This is a genomic window from Mycobacterium sp. B14F4 (assembly GCF_039871645.1).
Lineage (GTDB): Bacteria > Actinomycetota > Actinomycetes > Mycobacteriales > Mycobacteriaceae > Mycobacterium.
In genome coordinates, this window is sequence record NZ_JBDPMF010000004.1 from 408,321 (window position 1) to 421,471 (window position 13,151).

Sequence of the window (13,151 nt, forward strand, 5' to 3'; positions counted from 1 at the left end):
CGCCGGATCAGACGGTTACTCCGGCCGATTGCCCGACCGTGGCGCGCTGCGGCACGGGCTCCCAGCCGGGCGGGCCGAAGACGTAGCCGACCTTGTCCCGCCAGCGCGTCGCCCGGCGCACGTCGCGCGCGATCGCGACGTACTCATGGGTCTGCAGCGTCCAGATGTTGTACGTCGCCACCTGCTTGGTCAGCCCGTAGTGCGGGCGCACGGTTTCGGCGGCGAAGCTGCCGAACAGCCGATCCCACACGATGAAGATGCCACCGTAGTTCTTGTCCAGGTACTGCGCGTCCATCCCGTGGTGCACCCGATGGTGCGACGGCGTGTTGAAGACGAACTCGATTGGCCGCCAGAGCTTTCCGATGCGTTCGGTGTGAATCCAGAACTGGTAGACGAGGTTGATGGAGAAGCTGGCGAACACGATCCAGGGCGGCACTCCGAAGAGCGGCAGCAGCGCGCGCAGGAAGACGTCGCCGCTGATGTTCCACTTCTGCCGCAGCGCCGTGGCGAAGTTGAAGTACTGGCTGGAGTGGTGCGCCTGATGGGTGGCCCAGATCAGCCTCACCCGGTGAGCGATCCGGTGGTAGAGGTAGTAGAGCAGATCCACGCCGACGATCGCGATCACCCACGTGTACCAGGCATCGGCGGGCAACTGCCACGGCGCGACGTAGACGTACAGCGCGGCGTAGCCCAGCAGCGCGACGAAGTTGAGCACGCCGCTGGTGCCGATCGACACCACGCCCATCCAGATGCTGGCCCACGCGTCGGCGCGCAGGTACGCCCCCGCAGGCGCGCGCTCGGCTGACTCGTTGATGCTCCTCACGTCCGCGGTCTCGTGGGCGAGCTTGCGCGCGGCGGCCCACTCGATGATCAGCAGCAGTAGGAAGAACGGCACCGCGAACGTCACCGGGTCGTGCATCAGCGGTGGCAGCACGTGGGACAACGCACCGTTCAGGTCCACATCAACACCTCCAGCCACCCTCCGGGCAAAGCATACGACTCAGCGGAAGCTGAGCACCTGATCGCCCCACGCCAGCCGCAGGTCGCGGTCGAGATCCTCGACGACCGTGTCCTGGGCGTCGATGATCAGCGTCGCCCGGTCGTCTGCGCGGTAGGGGTGCCACGGCGGGTCGCCCGCCGCGCTGTCCGGGGTGCCGTGGGCGGCGAAGCACAACCAGCGCCGGCGCATGCGCTCCGACACCGCCGTGCCCGCCTTCAGTCCGCCCAGCTTGAAGGTGGGGTCCTTGGGACCCGCGACGAGATTGCCCCAGACGTAGGGCAATTCGGTGGCGTGGGCGGCGCCGAGACGCAGCAGGCGCAGCATCGGGGTGGCGAAGTCGAACCGGTACAGGTAGGTCGGCGCGACCTCGCGGTGGCCTTCGGCGAACCAGACGGACGGCATCCGGAAGCCGATGTCGCGGGCGACGCCCATGCCGATCCGCTTGCCGCGGCCGCGGTAGGCGGCCCGGATCCGTTCCTCGCCGGGCAGCTCGAGCTCCGGCTGTTCGGCGGCGATCTCGGCGAACATCGCGCGGATCGCCGTCGGCGTGATCGGCATCAACGGCGACTTCATCCAGCGGAACAGTGCCGCCTCGTGCTTGTTGGTGCCGATGATCAACGGGACGGGGTGCGTGCGGCCCTCGCGGGCCAGCTTGACCGGATTGCCGGGCACGACGTCACCGTCGATGATCGGGGCGAACGCCAACGTCCCGGGGGTGCGGACCGGAATGTCGTCGAAGACCCGCTTCGAGGCGGCCAGCAGCACGTTCGTCGGCACCGACGTCAGCCCGGCGGCCTCCTCGGACCGCATGCCCAGCTCGTCGAGGAACAGTGCGGCGACCCGCTGCGCGCGCTCGCGGTCGTACATGGACGTGGCGGGCGAGCTCTGCGCGATCGCGGCGCCGAACAAGCCCGCGGCGGCGGGGCTGCCGAGCAGGGTGGTGGTGATGCCCGCGCCCGCCGACTCCCCGAACAGGGTGACGCGCGACGGGTCTCCCCCAAACCCGGCGATGTTGTCGCGCACCCACTGCAGGGCGAAGAGCACGTCGCGCAGGCCGAGGTTGGTGGCGAAGGCGTCGCCGTACGCGGACAGGTCGAGGAAACCCAGCGCGCCCAACCGGTAGTTGACGGTGACGATGACGGCGTCGCCGCCGGAGGCCAGCGCGCGGCCGTGGTACAGGGGCTGGGCCGACGAGCCCAGGATGTAGGCGCCGCCGTGCAGCCACACCAGGACCGGCTTGTCCGCGCCGGGTTCGGTGTCCGAGGCCGCCCACACGTTCAGGCTCAGGCAGTCGTCGCCCTGCGGCGCGCCGAGGTCGATCGGGATCCGCGGATCGGTCGGCTGCGGGCACACCGGACCGACCTTGGTCGCATCGGCGGGCTCGGACCACCGCTGCGGCGGCTGCGGCGCCCGCCACCGCAGGTCCCCGGCGGGCGCGGCCGCGTAGCGAATGCCCTTCCACACCTTGACGGTGCCGTCGTCCACACCGCGGACCGGACCGTACGCGGTGTCGACGACGAGGCGGTCGTCGGTCGCGCGCCTGGCATCGGCCGTCATGAAAAGACTCCTCGTCTCGATGAAGAAACAGCCACATCAGGCTACTCACGAGGCCGCCGTGGTGGTATATCTGATGAGATGAGTGTCACATTCATACCAGCGGGTGACCGCCTGCGCCGGCGTATCGTCGCCGATTTCGAGCGGGGCGCCGGTCGGCACGACGATCCGGCGGTGTACGGCGGGCCGCCCGGCGACCCCGGCCTGCTCGGGCCGGACAGCGTGTCATGGGAGATCAATGCCGACCTCGCCGCGGTGTCGCAGGCCGGACTGCCCGCCATCGTGCTGGAGATCCTGCATCCATCGGTGATCGCCGGTGTCCAGGACCTGTCGAACTACCGCGAGGACCCCTTCCAGCGCGCCCGCGCGACGCTCGGTTACGTGCTCACCACCACGTTCGGCAACACCGAGGCCGCGACGCGGGCCATCGAGCGGGTCCGGCACGTGCACTCCTTCGTCACTGGAACCCGGCCCGACGGGGTGGCCTACCGCGCACTGGACCCGGAGCTGATCGCCTGGGTGCACACCTGTATCCCCTGGATGATCCTGCGTGCGTTTGAGCACACGAAAAGGCCGCTGTCGCAACAGGAACGGGATCGCTACCTGGGCGAGCAGGCGGTGATCGGCAGGATGGGCGGCGCCGACTGGGTGCCGACCACCACGGCCGAACTCGACGACTACGTCGCGACGATGCGGCCGCGGTTGAGCGTCAACGCGCAGACCCGCGAGTTCCTGGACTTCCTGATGACCTCGCCCTTCTTCCCCAACCTCCCGGCACCGGTCGACCGTCGACTGCACCGCTTCGCGATCTACGCCGGCATGAGCCGCGCACCCCGGTGGGCACGCGAGCTCATCGGCTACGACCGGCCGACCGCGCTGACCCGCCGGCTCATCGAACCGGCGCTGCGGTTCGACGCCCACCAGTTGCGCTGGGCGTTCGGTACCCCGCGCTACGCCGAGCGGGCGCGGGCGCGGGCCGCCGGCGCCGCGACCGAACCCGCGCTGACGTGATCGACGCCGTACTGATCGGCGCGGTGGGCGGCGCGCCGGCGCGCGACAACGTCGACGAGGCGGCGGACCGGACCAGCCGGCGCATCCTCGATGCCGCACTGCAGGAGGCAGGAGCCGTTGGGCTGCAACGGATTACGGTAGAGGACATCGTCCGCCGCGCTGGCGTGTCCAGGATGACCGCCTACCGCCGTTACCCCCGCCGCGACGACCTCGTCGAGGCGTTGGTCCGCCGCGAGACCCAGCGCTTCCTCGCCGCCGTCGCCGACGCGATCGACGCCGTCGACGACCCCCACGACGGGGTGGCCGACGCCTTCATCGCGGCGGTCGCCTTCGCCCGTGCACATCCGGTGCTGCGCCGAGCCGGGCAGGCGGAACCCGCGCCGATCGCCGAGTCGGCCGAACTGCTCAGGATGGGTTCGGCGTTCATCGCCAACTACATCCACGGCGAGGCGCCGGGCAGCCCCACCCAACCGGTGCGCTGGGTCGCCGATGTGTTCTCCCGGTTGTTCTTCACCTACATCACGATGCCGCCCACCGACCCGGACTTCGGCGACGACGCCGAATTGCGCCGGTTCGCCCGGGAGGTGCTGACTCCGATGGTGGAACGCGCCCTCGGTTAGGTTGGTCGCGTGACCAAGTGGGCGCTCCTGTGCGGGGCGATCGTCACCGAGGTGGCCGCGACCCTGTCTTTGCGTGCCTCACAAGACCATTCGACCTGGTTGCTGTTGGTCGTCGCCGGCTACGTCGGCGCGTTCGCGTTGCTGACCATGGTGCTGCGCGCCGGGATCCCCGTCGGCGTTGCCTACGGCATCTGGGGAGCGCTGGGCACCGCGTGCACGGTGATGCTGGCCGCGGTCATCTTCGGTGACCCGTTCACCTGGCCGATCGTCGCCGGTATCGGGCTCATCATCGTCGGCGTGCTTCTGATCGAACTGGGCTCGCACTCCGGGGCCGAGTCGTGATGTGGTGGACGCTGGCGGGCGCGATCGTCATCGAGGTCGTCGCGACGCTGTCGCTGCGGGCATCCGACGGCTTCCGCAGGAAGGCGTGGATCGCTCCCGTGGTGGTGGGATATCTGGCGTCGTTCTATCTGCTGTGGTTGACGCTGGCCCTCGGAATGCCGGTCGGTATCGCCTACGGGGTGTGGACGGCGTGCGGTGTCGCGCTGGTCGCGCTCGTCACGCGCGTGCTGTTCGCCGAACCGTTGACCTGGATGATGGTGTCGGGCATCGCCCTCGTCGTCGCGGGTGTGCTCACGATCGAACTGGCCGGTGCCGCGCACTGAGCACGCCGGCCAGCGCCAGCACCACCACCCCTGCCACCGGGACGATCAGCAGGCCGGCCCGCAGGCTCGTCGCATCGGCGACCACCCCGACGACCAGCGGCGCGCCGAAGAACCCGATCCGCATCAGCCACGTCACGGCGGTCAGGCCGCTGCCCGGCCGCAGTCCGGGCAGCTGATCCGCGCGATGCATCGCGGCCGGGATCAGGCTGGCCACGCCGAACCCGGCGGCGGCGAAGCCGGCGATGGTGCCGGGCACCGACGGGAACGCCAGTGCCGCCCCCATGCCCGCCGCCGTGATGAATCCGCCCGCGCGCACCACCGCACGCTCGCCGAACCGGTCGACGAGGCGGTCACCGACCAGCCGTCCCACGAACATCGCCCCCGCCAGCGCGACGTAGCCGAACACGGCGACCGCCCCCGGCGCGCCCAGGGTGTCACGCAGATACAGTGTCGCCCAGGAACTTCCGGCGTCCTCCACGGTGGCGCCTGCGACCGCGATCACAACCAGCGCCAGCAGCGCCGCGTACACCGCGGTTCCGGAGCCGCCCCCGCCGCCGCTCCGCGTGGCCGGATGATCGTCGTGGTCGGGCCCCTTGAGCAGGTACGGGTAGGCGATCACGACGACGGCACTGAAGATCACCGCGGCGCTCGTCAGGTGCGCAGTGCGCGAGATGTCGAGGGCGATCGCGGCGGCGCCCATCAGCCCGCCGACGATCGCGCCCGCCGACCACACGGCGTGAAAGGAGTTGATGATGGACCGGCCGTAGGCGCGCTGCAGTCTCAATCCGTGCGCATTCTGCGCGACGTCGGTGACCGCGTCGGATGCGCCGGCGACGAACAGCGCCGCCGCCAACGTCACCGGACTCCCGGCCACGCCGGCCATCACGACGAACGCGGCGATGCCCAAGGTGCCGACCACCGCGACCCGCGAGGACCGGTACCGCCGGATCAGCGTGGCCGCCGTCAGTCCCGCCACCAGCGCACCGGCGGAGAACGCCGCGATCGCCCCGCCGTAGACGGCGTTGGACAACTGCAGGTCGGACTTGATCTCCGGGTAGCGCGGCAGCAGGTTGGCGAACAGCGCGCCGTTGCTGAGGAAAAGCGCGGCGACCGCGATCCGGGCCCGGCGGCGCTGCGTCCCGGCCCTGTCGTCGCGGTCGGGCGCCATTCGGCCGACCCTACCGAGATCGGTCTGCGCGCCGCGAACGTGCGCTGTGCGCGTGGTTGGGGTGCGCGCCAACGGGTACGTGAGCGATCGTGTTGAAGCGCGCTGCCGGCAGCGACCGGGCAAGATTGCCGATATGACTGAGCCCGACGCGTCTCTGGCCGAGTTGGCGCGCCGCTACGGGGTGGCAACCGAGTACGAGGACTGGACCGGCAGAAGCATCGCGGTCGCCGAGACGACGCTGATCTCGGTGCTGGATGCCCTCGGTGTGGCGGCGGGCACCGAGGACGACCGGGCCGCCGCCCTGGTCGCGCTCGACCGCGGCTACTGGGCGAGGTCGCTGCCGCCGGTGATCGTCGGCCGTGCCGGCGCCGCCAGACCCTTCTGGGTCCACGTCACCCACGGCGACCCGGTCGGCCTGTGGCTCCGCCTCGAGGACGGCTCGGTGCGCACCGGCCTGCGTCAGCTCGAAAACAACCGTCCCCCTTACGATCTCGACGGTCGGCTGATCGGCGAGGCGACATTCGAGCTGCCCGCCGACCTGCCGATCGGATACCACCGCCTGCATCTGCAGGTCGGTTCCTCGGACATCGGAACGGCGATCATCGTCTCCCCCGCGTCGCTGGAGCCCCCGTCCGGGCGGCAGTGGGGACTGGCCACTCAGCTCTACAGCGTCCGCTCCGAGAGGTCCTGGGGCATCGGCGATCTCACCGACCTGACGGACCTCGCGGTGTGGTCCACGGCCACGCATCGGGCCGGCTTCATCCTGGTCAACCCGCTGCATGCGGCCGCCCCCACCGGACCGATGGAGCCGTCCCCCTACCTGCCGACCTCGCGGCGCTACGTCAACCCGATCTACCTGCGGGTGGAGGCCGTACCCGAGTACGCCTACGTCCGCCGTCGTGGCCGCATGCGCAAGGCGCGCGACTACGTGCAAACGCGCGCCGACCGCGCCGAGCAGGTGGACCGCGACTCCGCATGGAAGATCAAACGCGCCGCGTTGTACGCCGTCTATCAGGTACCGCGCTCGGCGGGCCGGGACCTGGCCTATGCCGCCTACCGCGAGCGGGAGGGCACGAGCCTCGACGACTTCGCCACCTGGTGTGCGCTGGCCGAGGAATACGGCGGCGACTGGCATCGGTGGCCGGCCGAACTGCAGCATCCGGCCGCCCCGGCGGTCGCCCTCTTCGCCGCCGCCAACCCCCAGGCCGTCGACTTTCACCGCTGGCTGCAGTGGCAACTCGACGACCAGCTCACCGCCACGCAGGCCACCGCGCTGCAGGCCGGGATGGGCCTGGGCGTCATGCACGACCTCGCGGTCGGTGTCGACCCCGACGGCGCCGACTCCTGGGCACTGCAGGACGTGCTGGCGCTCGGTGTCACCGCGGGCGCCCCACCCGACGAGTTCAATCAGCTCGGCCAGGACTGGTCGCAGCCCCCGTGGCGCCCGGACCAACTCGAGAAGCAGGCGTACGAACCGTTCCGCGCGCTCGTCAACGCGGTACTTCGGCACGCGGGCGGGGTGCGCATCGACCACATCATCGGCCTGTTCCGGCTCTGGTGGATCCCGCATGGCGCACCGCCCACCGAGGGCACCTACGTGCGCTACGACCACGAGGCGATGATCGGGATCGTGGCGCTCGAAGCGCACCGCGCCGGGGCCGTCGTCGTCGGTGAGGACCTGGGCACCGTCGAGCCGTGGGTGCGCGACTACCTGCACGAGCGAGGCCTGTTCGGGACGTCGATCCTGTGGTTCGAGATGGACCGCGACGGCGCGGGCGGGCCGCTGCCCGCCGAGCGCTGGCGCGAATTCTGCCTGTCCGCGGTGACCACCCACGACCTGCCGCCGACGGCGGGTTATCTCGCCGGGGAACACGTCCGGCTGCGCGAGGAGCTCGGGCTGCTGACCCGGCCCGCCGAGGAGGAACTGGCCGCCGACCGCGAACAGCAGGGCGCCTGGCTGGACGAGTTGCGCCGTGCCGGGCTGCTGGGCGACGACGTCGACCGCACCGACGTCGCCGGGATCGTCGAGGCCCTGCACCGCTATCTGGGCCGCACGCCGTCGCGGCTGCTGGCCCTGTCACTCGCCGACGCCGTCGGCGACGTGCGCACCCAGAACCAGCCGGGTACCACCGACGAGTACCCGAACTGGCGGGTGCCGCTGAGCGGTCCGGACGGTAAGAAACTGCTGCTCGAGGATGTGTTCGACGATGCGCGAGCGGCCGCGCTGGCTCACACGATGCGGTCGGCGGTGCATCCGCCGGTGTAACGCGGGGGGCCTCGTCTCCGGTTTCACATTCGTCACGTCTGCGATATGTTCGCAGCGCACCGACCGAGGAGAGATCACGTGAAGAAGCTTGTTGTGCTCAGCGGGGGGCTCGTGGCCGTCGGTTCCGCCGCGCTGGTGGGCGCGGGCATTGTGGGTTCGGGCGTAGCCATGTCCCAGCCGAACTACAGCGTGGTCGGCGAGCCGTACAACAAGGCACTGCAGATCCTCAAGCAGCAGGGCATCAAGGCCTACTTCGGTGGCTCGGTCGGCAGTGAGCTGCCGCAGGCCCAGTGCCTGGTCGACCAGCAGAAGATCACCTCCGGCGGCCGGATGCTGCTGATGCTGGACTGCAGCCAGAAGGCCGTCGACATGATCGCGGAGATGGGCCCCGCCGGTGGTCCCACGGTCGGTGCCAACGGCATCACCACCGTGACCCCGACGCCCGTCGTACCGATCCAGGGGGCTCCGGGCGCCGGCGCCCCGCCGCCCGCCTGACGGTCAGCCCTCGACCATCTGGCGCAGGTTCGTCAGCGTCCTGCTCATATTGCGCCCGACCTGGCGCGCGGCCACCCGGTCGGCGATCAGCCCGAGCACGTTGCCCGCCGACTCGTAGGACAGCCGGAACGTCACCTTCGTGCGTCCGTCGTCGGTCTCGCGCAGCCGGAACCGGCCGCGTTGGGACACCCCGGTCAGCGCGGTCCAGGACAGTTCACGCGGCGGGTCGAACTCGACCAACTCCACCGTGCCCCCGATCGGCACCGAACCCACCTTCCAGTGCACGGTGTAGCGGGCACCCAGGGTGGCCGGCCCCTCGGTCAGCGTCTCGAACCGGTTGAGGCTCGCCATGAACTCCGGGTAGCAGCCCGGGTCGCTGACCACCTTCCAGACGCTGTCCCGGTCGGCGTCGATGACGCACTGCCGTTGCACCCTCATCCCAGCACCGGGAACCGTCGCTGCGCCGCCAGCCTGTCGACACCCGCCTGCAGGCTGCTCAGCACCTTGTCGTTGACGACGTCGTCGTCGCTGGCCGTGATGTCGTCGGCGTCGATCGGGTCCTGCACCTCGATCGCGATCTTCGTCGGCAGGGGCAGGCGCGGAATCATGTCGCTGACGGCCAGGCCCCACGGCGGTGCCAGCAGGATGGGCACGCTCTTCAGGCGCGCGGTCTTGTCGACCATCAGCAGCTTGGCCAGCCACTGCCCGCGGTCGAGGAACAGGGCCGCCTCCTGACCGCCCACGCTGGCGACCGGCACGATCGGCACCCCGGCGTCGCGGGCGAGCTTGACGTAGCCTTTGCGGCCGCCGAAGTCGACGTCGTGGCGCTTCCACGACGGCCGGAACACCTCGTAGTCGCCGCCTGGGTACACCAACAGGGCCGCACCGGATTTCAGCGCCAGCGTGGCGTTGTCGTAGTTGGCGGCGACGGTGCCGAACTTGCGCAGCGAGCCCAGACCGGGCATCGAGACGACGAGGTTGTGTGCGAGTTGGTAGAACGGCCGCTCGACGCCGAAATAGGAGCAGAACGCCAGCGTGAAGACGAAGGTGTCGGGCGGGAGGTTACCTCCGCTGTGGTTGCCGACGAGCAGCACCGGACCGTCGGACGGGATCCGCTCGAGGCCGCGGACGTCGGCGCGGAAGTATAGCGAGGCCAGCAGCCACAACCCCGGCAGTTGCTCGCGGATGTAGTCGGGGTCGCGCTGGTCCAGGTCGGCTCTCGGGACCCGGGCCGACACTTGCTGCTTGGCCCACTCGAGAAGGTCCTCGATCCCTGCCATGAAACGACATATTGACATGGCGGGCGAACCTGAAACCTGCGTTCCCACCTAGTTCTCTAAACTGCGATACACGACAGCGTCGACAGGAGGCCGACATGTTGCGACCGCGCCGCTTCGACCGGGAGATCGATCCCGGGCCCGTGCAGATCCAGGCTCGCCACGTGCATTTCGACCTGTCCGGCATCCCCCTGGAATGGATTCCCGGTCATCCCGTCGCCTCGACGATGATCAACCTGTTCAACGTGGTGCTGCCCGCCGCCGAGCACTGGTTCGTCAGGACGTACAACGAGGCGCTCCCGCTGGTGAAGGACCCCAGGCTCGCCGACGACATCCGCGGGTTCATCGGCCAGGAAGCCACGCACGCCGCGGCGCACGACCACGTCATCTCCGAGTTCCTCACCGGCAACGGCGTCGACCCGACCCCGATGCTCGAACTGGTTGACTACATGTTCGGAAAGATCTTGGCGCCAACGACTTCCGCCGATCCCGAACGGCGGCTCAACAACCTCTGCGAGCGGTTGTGGCTGATCGCGGCGATCGAGCATTACACCGCGGTGCTCGGCGACTTCGCGCTCAACTCCAACTGGGACACCCACGGCGCCGACCCGACGATGGTCGACCTGTTCCGCTGGCACGGCAGCGAGGAGGTCGAGCACCGCTGCGTCGCCCACGATGCGGCGGTGTACTTCCACAACAGCTATCCCGATCGGATCAGGGCCATGGTGCTGGCGGCGACCGTCATGTTCGCGTTCTTCCAGCGCGGCACCTGGTATCTGCTCAAGTCCGACCCGAACATCGACATCGGCTGGTGGCAGATGCAGCGGCTGCGGATGCGCGACTCGAAGCTCGGCCTGCTGCCCGAATTTCGCAGATTGTTCGGGGTCAACACCCTGACGTATTTCCGGCCCGGCTACTCACCCGAGGAGATGGGCTCCACCGCCCAGGCCGTCGCGTACCTGGCCACCTCCCCCGCCGCGCGCGCCGCGCACCTGTAGATGGGGCTGCGGGAACGGTACCGGCGGCTGCCGGCCAATCCGCTGCGGCCGGAGCGCCGGTATCTGTCGCTCGGCCTCGCCGACGCGGTGATCTCCGGCATGGAGGCGCTGGCCGCCGCGACACGCCGGGTGGCGCCGCCGGCGGAGCGCGACCAGAGCCTCGTCCTACGCGTCGCCGACCGGCAGGTGGTGGCCCACGACGAGAACGTGGTGGCGCTGACGCTGACGGCCGCCGACGGCGACCCGCTGCCCCGCTGGCATCCGGGCGCGCACATCGACGTGCGCCTGCCCAGCGGCCTGCTTCGCCAGTACTCGTTGTGCGGAGACCCGCAGACCCCGGAGTCTTATCGCGTGGCGGTGCGGCGCATCCCCGACGGTGGCGGCGGGTCGATCGAGATGCACGGCCTTGCGCCCGACGCCACGGTGACGTCGCACGGGCCGCGCAACGCGTTCCCGCTGACCGTGCCCGGCTTCGGCTCGCCGACCAGGCGGCTGCGGTTCGTCGCGGGCGGCATCGGGATCACGCCGATCCTGCCGATGCTTGGCCTGGCGCAGCGGCTGGGCATCGACTGGTCGATGGTGTACGCCGGCCGCAGCCGCGACAGCCTGCCGTTCGTCGACGAGGTCGCGCGCTTCGGCGACCGAGTCCACATCCGCACCGACGACGTCGCCGGTCTGCCGAGCGCCGGGGAACTGCTGGGTGACTGCGCCGACGGGACCGCGGTGTACGCCTGCGGGCCCGCACCGATGCTGACCGCGGTCCGCGCCCGGTTGGTCGGCCGCGACGACGTCGAACTGCACTTCGAGCGGTTCGCCGCGCCGCCCGTCGTCGACGGCAGGGAATTCTCGGTGACGGTCGCCTCGACCGGCGCGACCGTCCCCGTCGGCGCCGACGAGACGCTGCTGGCGGCGCTGGGCCGGGCGGGGGTGCCCGCCGCCTACTCGTGTCAGCAGGGCTTCTGCGGCACCTGCCGCACCCGGGTGGTGGCCGGCGCGGTCGACCACCGCGACACGCTGCTCACCGGCCCCGAGCGTGAGCAGCACATGCTGATCTGCGTCTCGCGCGCCGCCGAGGGTTCCGATCTGACGCTCGACCTGTAGCCGCTTCTCGTACTATTCGCCCATGCCGCTGGCCGATGGCGCGACCTTCGCCGGATACACCATCGTGCGACAACTCGGTTCCGGTGGAATGGGCGAGGTGTATCTGGCCCAGCACCCGCGGCTGCCGCGCCGCGACGCGCTCAAGGTGCTGCCCGCCTCGGTGTCGGCCGACGAGGAGTACCGACAGCGGTTCAACCGCGAGGCCGACATCGCCGCCACGCTGTGGCATCCGCACATCGTGGGCGTGCACGACCGCGGCGACCACGAGGGTCAGATCTGGATCTCGATGGACTACGTGGAGGGCACCGATGCCGCCCTGCTGCTGCGCGACCGCCACCCCGACGGCATGCCCAAGTGCGAGGTGGCGGCCATCGTCACTGCGGTCGCCGATGCGCTCGACTACGCCCACCAGCGCGGCCTGCTGCACCGCGACGTCAAGCCCGCCAACATCCTGCTCGCCCACCCCGAATCCGGCGACCAGCGAATCTTGTTGGCGGACGTCGGGATCGCCAGGTGGGCCAACGACATCAGCGGGTTGACGGCCACCAACATGACGGTGGGCACCGTGTCGTATGCCGCACCCGAGCAGCTCAAGGGCGAGCAGCTGGACGGCCGCGCCGATCAGTACGCATTGGCCGCCACCGCTTTTCACCTGTTGACCGGCGCGCCGCCGTTCCAGCATTCCAACCCGGCCGTCGTCATCAGCCAGCATCTGTCCGCGGCTCCGCCGGCCATCGGGGCCAGGCGTGCGGAACTCGCAGGCCTGGACCCGGTGCTGGCCAAAGCGCTCGCCAAGGACCCGAAAGACCGCTTCGATCGGTGCGCGGACTTCGCCAGGGCGCTGAGCCACCAGCTCGGTGTCGCCCCGGCGGGTGACGACGGCACCCGGCTGTCACCGATCGCGACGGCCCCCGGCCGGTCGCCGGTGCGGGTGAGTATGCAACAGACCGGGATGACCCGCCGCGAATGCCGGCGTGAGATCCGCGAGAGCAACGG

At 70.2% G+C, this 13,151-nt stretch carries 13 protein-coding genes and 1 pseudogene; 9 read left to right on the forward strand and 5 right to left on the reverse strand.

Features of this window, described 5'->3' with window-relative positions; genetic code table 11:
• Positions 1–7: 7 nt before the first annotated feature.
• Positions 8–919, reverse strand: coding sequence for a sterol desaturase family protein (locus ABGB19_RS14395; protein ID WP_347686748.1), 912 nt, complete (start codon positions 917–919; stop codon positions 8–10).
• Positions 920–1,000: 81 nt separating this feature from the next.
• Entirely contained in the window at positions 1,001–2,557 is a 1,557-nt protein-coding gene (locus ABGB19_RS14400; RefSeq protein ID WP_347686619.1) for a carboxylesterase/lipase family protein, read from the reverse strand.
• A 78-nt stretch (positions 2,558–2,635) separates the two neighbouring features.
• Between ABGB19_RS14400 and ABGB19_RS14405 the strand changes: the two genes are divergently transcribed.
• The 4 genes from ABGB19_RS14405 to ABGB19_RS14420 are packed head-to-tail and all read left to right on the forward strand — an operon-like array spanning position 2,636 to position 4,850.
• Positions 2,636–3,565: an oxygenase MpaB family protein gene (locus tag ABGB19_RS14405; RefSeq protein WP_347686620.1), complete on the forward strand. Its 930-nt coding sequence runs from the start codon at positions 2,636–2,638 to the stop codon at positions 3,563–3,565.
• The gene (locus ABGB19_RS14410; RefSeq protein WP_347686621.1) at positions 3,562–4,185 is read left to right on the forward strand and encodes a helix-turn-helix domain-containing protein; all 624 of its coding nucleotides are present in this window, start codon (positions 3,562–3,564) and stop codon (positions 4,183–4,185) included. Before ABGB19_RS14405 ends, ABGB19_RS14410 begins: the two co-directional genes overlap by 4 nt.
• Positions 4,186–4,194: 9 nt before the next feature.
• The gene (locus ABGB19_RS14415) at positions 4,195–4,527 is read left to right on the forward strand and encodes a multidrug efflux SMR transporter (protein WP_347686622.1); all 333 of its coding nucleotides are present in this window, start codon (positions 4,195–4,197) and stop codon (positions 4,525–4,527) included.
• Positions 4,527–4,850 (forward strand): multidrug efflux SMR transporter, encoded by a 324-nt coding sequence (locus ABGB19_RS14420; RefSeq protein WP_347686623.1) that lies wholly within the window; start codon positions 4,527–4,529, stop codon positions 4,848–4,850. The genes ABGB19_RS14415 and ABGB19_RS14420 overlap by 1 nt, the downstream gene beginning before the upstream one ends.
• Here ABGB19_RS14420 and ABGB19_RS14425 read toward each other — a convergent pair.
• Positions 4,819–6,018 (reverse strand): MFS transporter, encoded by a 1,200-nt coding sequence (locus tag ABGB19_RS14425; RefSeq protein WP_347686624.1) that lies wholly within the window; start codon positions 6,016–6,018, stop codon positions 4,819–4,821. The two genes, ABGB19_RS14420 and ABGB19_RS14425, sit on opposite strands and share 32 nt — an antisense overlap.
• 133 nt (positions 6,019–6,151) lie before the next feature.
• Between ABGB19_RS14425 and malQ the strand changes: the two genes are divergently transcribed.
• Together malQ and ABGB19_RS14435 are read left to right on the forward strand one after the other, a co-directional pair.
• The gene (malQ, locus tag ABGB19_RS14430) at positions 6,152–8,284 is read left to right on the forward strand and encodes a 4-alpha-glucanotransferase (protein WP_347686625.1); all 2,133 of its coding nucleotides are present in this window, start codon (positions 6,152–6,154) and stop codon (positions 8,282–8,284) included.
• 78 nt (positions 8,285–8,362) lie between these two features.
• On the forward strand, positions 8,363–8,779 hold the full coding sequence (locus tag ABGB19_RS14435; RefSeq protein WP_347686626.1) for a hypothetical protein: 417 nt from the start codon (positions 8,363–8,365) through the stop codon (positions 8,777–8,779).
• Between the two features lie 3 nt (positions 8,780–8,782).
• On the opposite strand, the gene ABGB19_RS14440 is transcribed toward ABGB19_RS14435, so the two are convergent.
• Together ABGB19_RS14440 and ABGB19_RS14445 are read right to left on the reverse strand one after the other, a co-directional pair.
• Positions 8,783–9,217, reverse strand: coding sequence for an SRPBCC family protein (locus ABGB19_RS14440; protein ID WP_347686627.1), 435 nt, complete (start codon positions 9,215–9,217; stop codon positions 8,783–8,785).
• The gene (locus ABGB19_RS14445) at positions 9,214–10,059 is read right to left on the reverse strand and encodes a lysophospholipid acyltransferase family protein (protein WP_347686628.1); all 846 of its coding nucleotides are present in this window, start codon (positions 10,057–10,059) and stop codon (positions 9,214–9,216) included. The genes ABGB19_RS14440 and ABGB19_RS14445 overlap by 4 nt, the downstream gene beginning before the upstream one ends.
• A gap of 95 nt (positions 10,060–10,154) precedes the next feature.
• Here ABGB19_RS14445 and ABGB19_RS14450 point away from each other — a divergent pair, with 95 nt between their 5' ends.
• The 3 genes and pseudogenes from ABGB19_RS14450 to ABGB19_RS14460 form a co-directional block, all read left to right on the forward strand.
• Positions 10,155–11,054: a metal-dependent hydrolase gene (locus tag ABGB19_RS14450; protein ID WP_347686629.1), complete on the forward strand. Its 900-nt coding sequence runs from the start codon at positions 10,155–10,157 to the stop codon at positions 11,052–11,054.
• The gene (locus ABGB19_RS14455) at positions 11,055–12,155 is read left to right on the forward strand and encodes a PDR/VanB family oxidoreductase (RefSeq protein ID WP_347686630.1); all 1,101 of its coding nucleotides are present in this window, start codon (positions 11,055–11,057) and stop codon (positions 12,153–12,155) included.
• Positions 12,156–12,177: 22 nt separating this feature from the next.
• Positions 12,178–13,104: pseudogene (locus tag ABGB19_RS14460) on the forward strand (serine/threonine-protein kinase); the annotation flags it as partial.
• Positions 13,105–13,151 lie beyond the last annotated feature (47 nt).

What these genes read in the sequence shown, in the direction of transcription:
- malQ (WP_347686625.1), top strand. Translation starts at nt 6,152, where the DNA reads ATGACTGAGCCCGACGCGTCTCTGGCCGAGTTGGCGCGCCGCTACGGG.
- ABGB19_RS14425 (WP_347686624.1), bottom strand. Translation starts at nt 6,018, where the DNA reads ATGGCGCCCGACCGCGACGACAGGGCCGGGACGCAGCGCCGCCGGGCC.
- ABGB19_RS14420 (WP_347686623.1), top strand. Translation starts at nt 4,527, where the DNA reads ATGTGGTGGACGCTGGCGGGCGCGATCGTCATCGAGGTCGTCGCGACG.
- ABGB19_RS14440 (WP_347686627.1), bottom strand. Translation starts at nt 9,217, where the DNA reads ATGAGGGTGCAACGGCAGTGCGTCATCGACGCCGACCGGGACAGCGTC.
- ABGB19_RS14405 (WP_347686620.1), top strand. Translation starts at nt 2,636, where the DNA reads ATGAGTGTCACATTCATACCAGCGGGTGACCGCCTGCGCCGGCGTATC.
- ABGB19_RS14455 (WP_347686630.1), top strand. Translation starts at nt 11,055, where the DNA reads ATGGGGCTGCGGGAACGGTACCGGCGGCTGCCGGCCAATCCGCTGCGG.
- ABGB19_RS14395 (WP_347686748.1), bottom strand. Translation starts at nt 919, where the DNA reads ATGCACGACCCGGTGACGTTCGCGGTGCCGTTCTTCCTACTGCTGCTG.
- ABGB19_RS14450 (WP_347686629.1), top strand. Translation starts at nt 10,155, where the DNA reads ATGTTGCGACCGCGCCGCTTCGACCGGGAGATCGATCCCGGGCCCGTG.
- ABGB19_RS14445 (WP_347686628.1), bottom strand. Translation starts at nt 10,059, where the DNA reads ATGGCAGGGATCGAGGACCTTCTCGAGTGGGCCAAGCAGCAAGTGTCG.
- ABGB19_RS14400 (WP_347686619.1), bottom strand. Translation starts at nt 2,557, where the DNA reads ATGACGGCCGATGCCAGGCGCGCGACCGACGACCGCCTCGTCGTCGAC.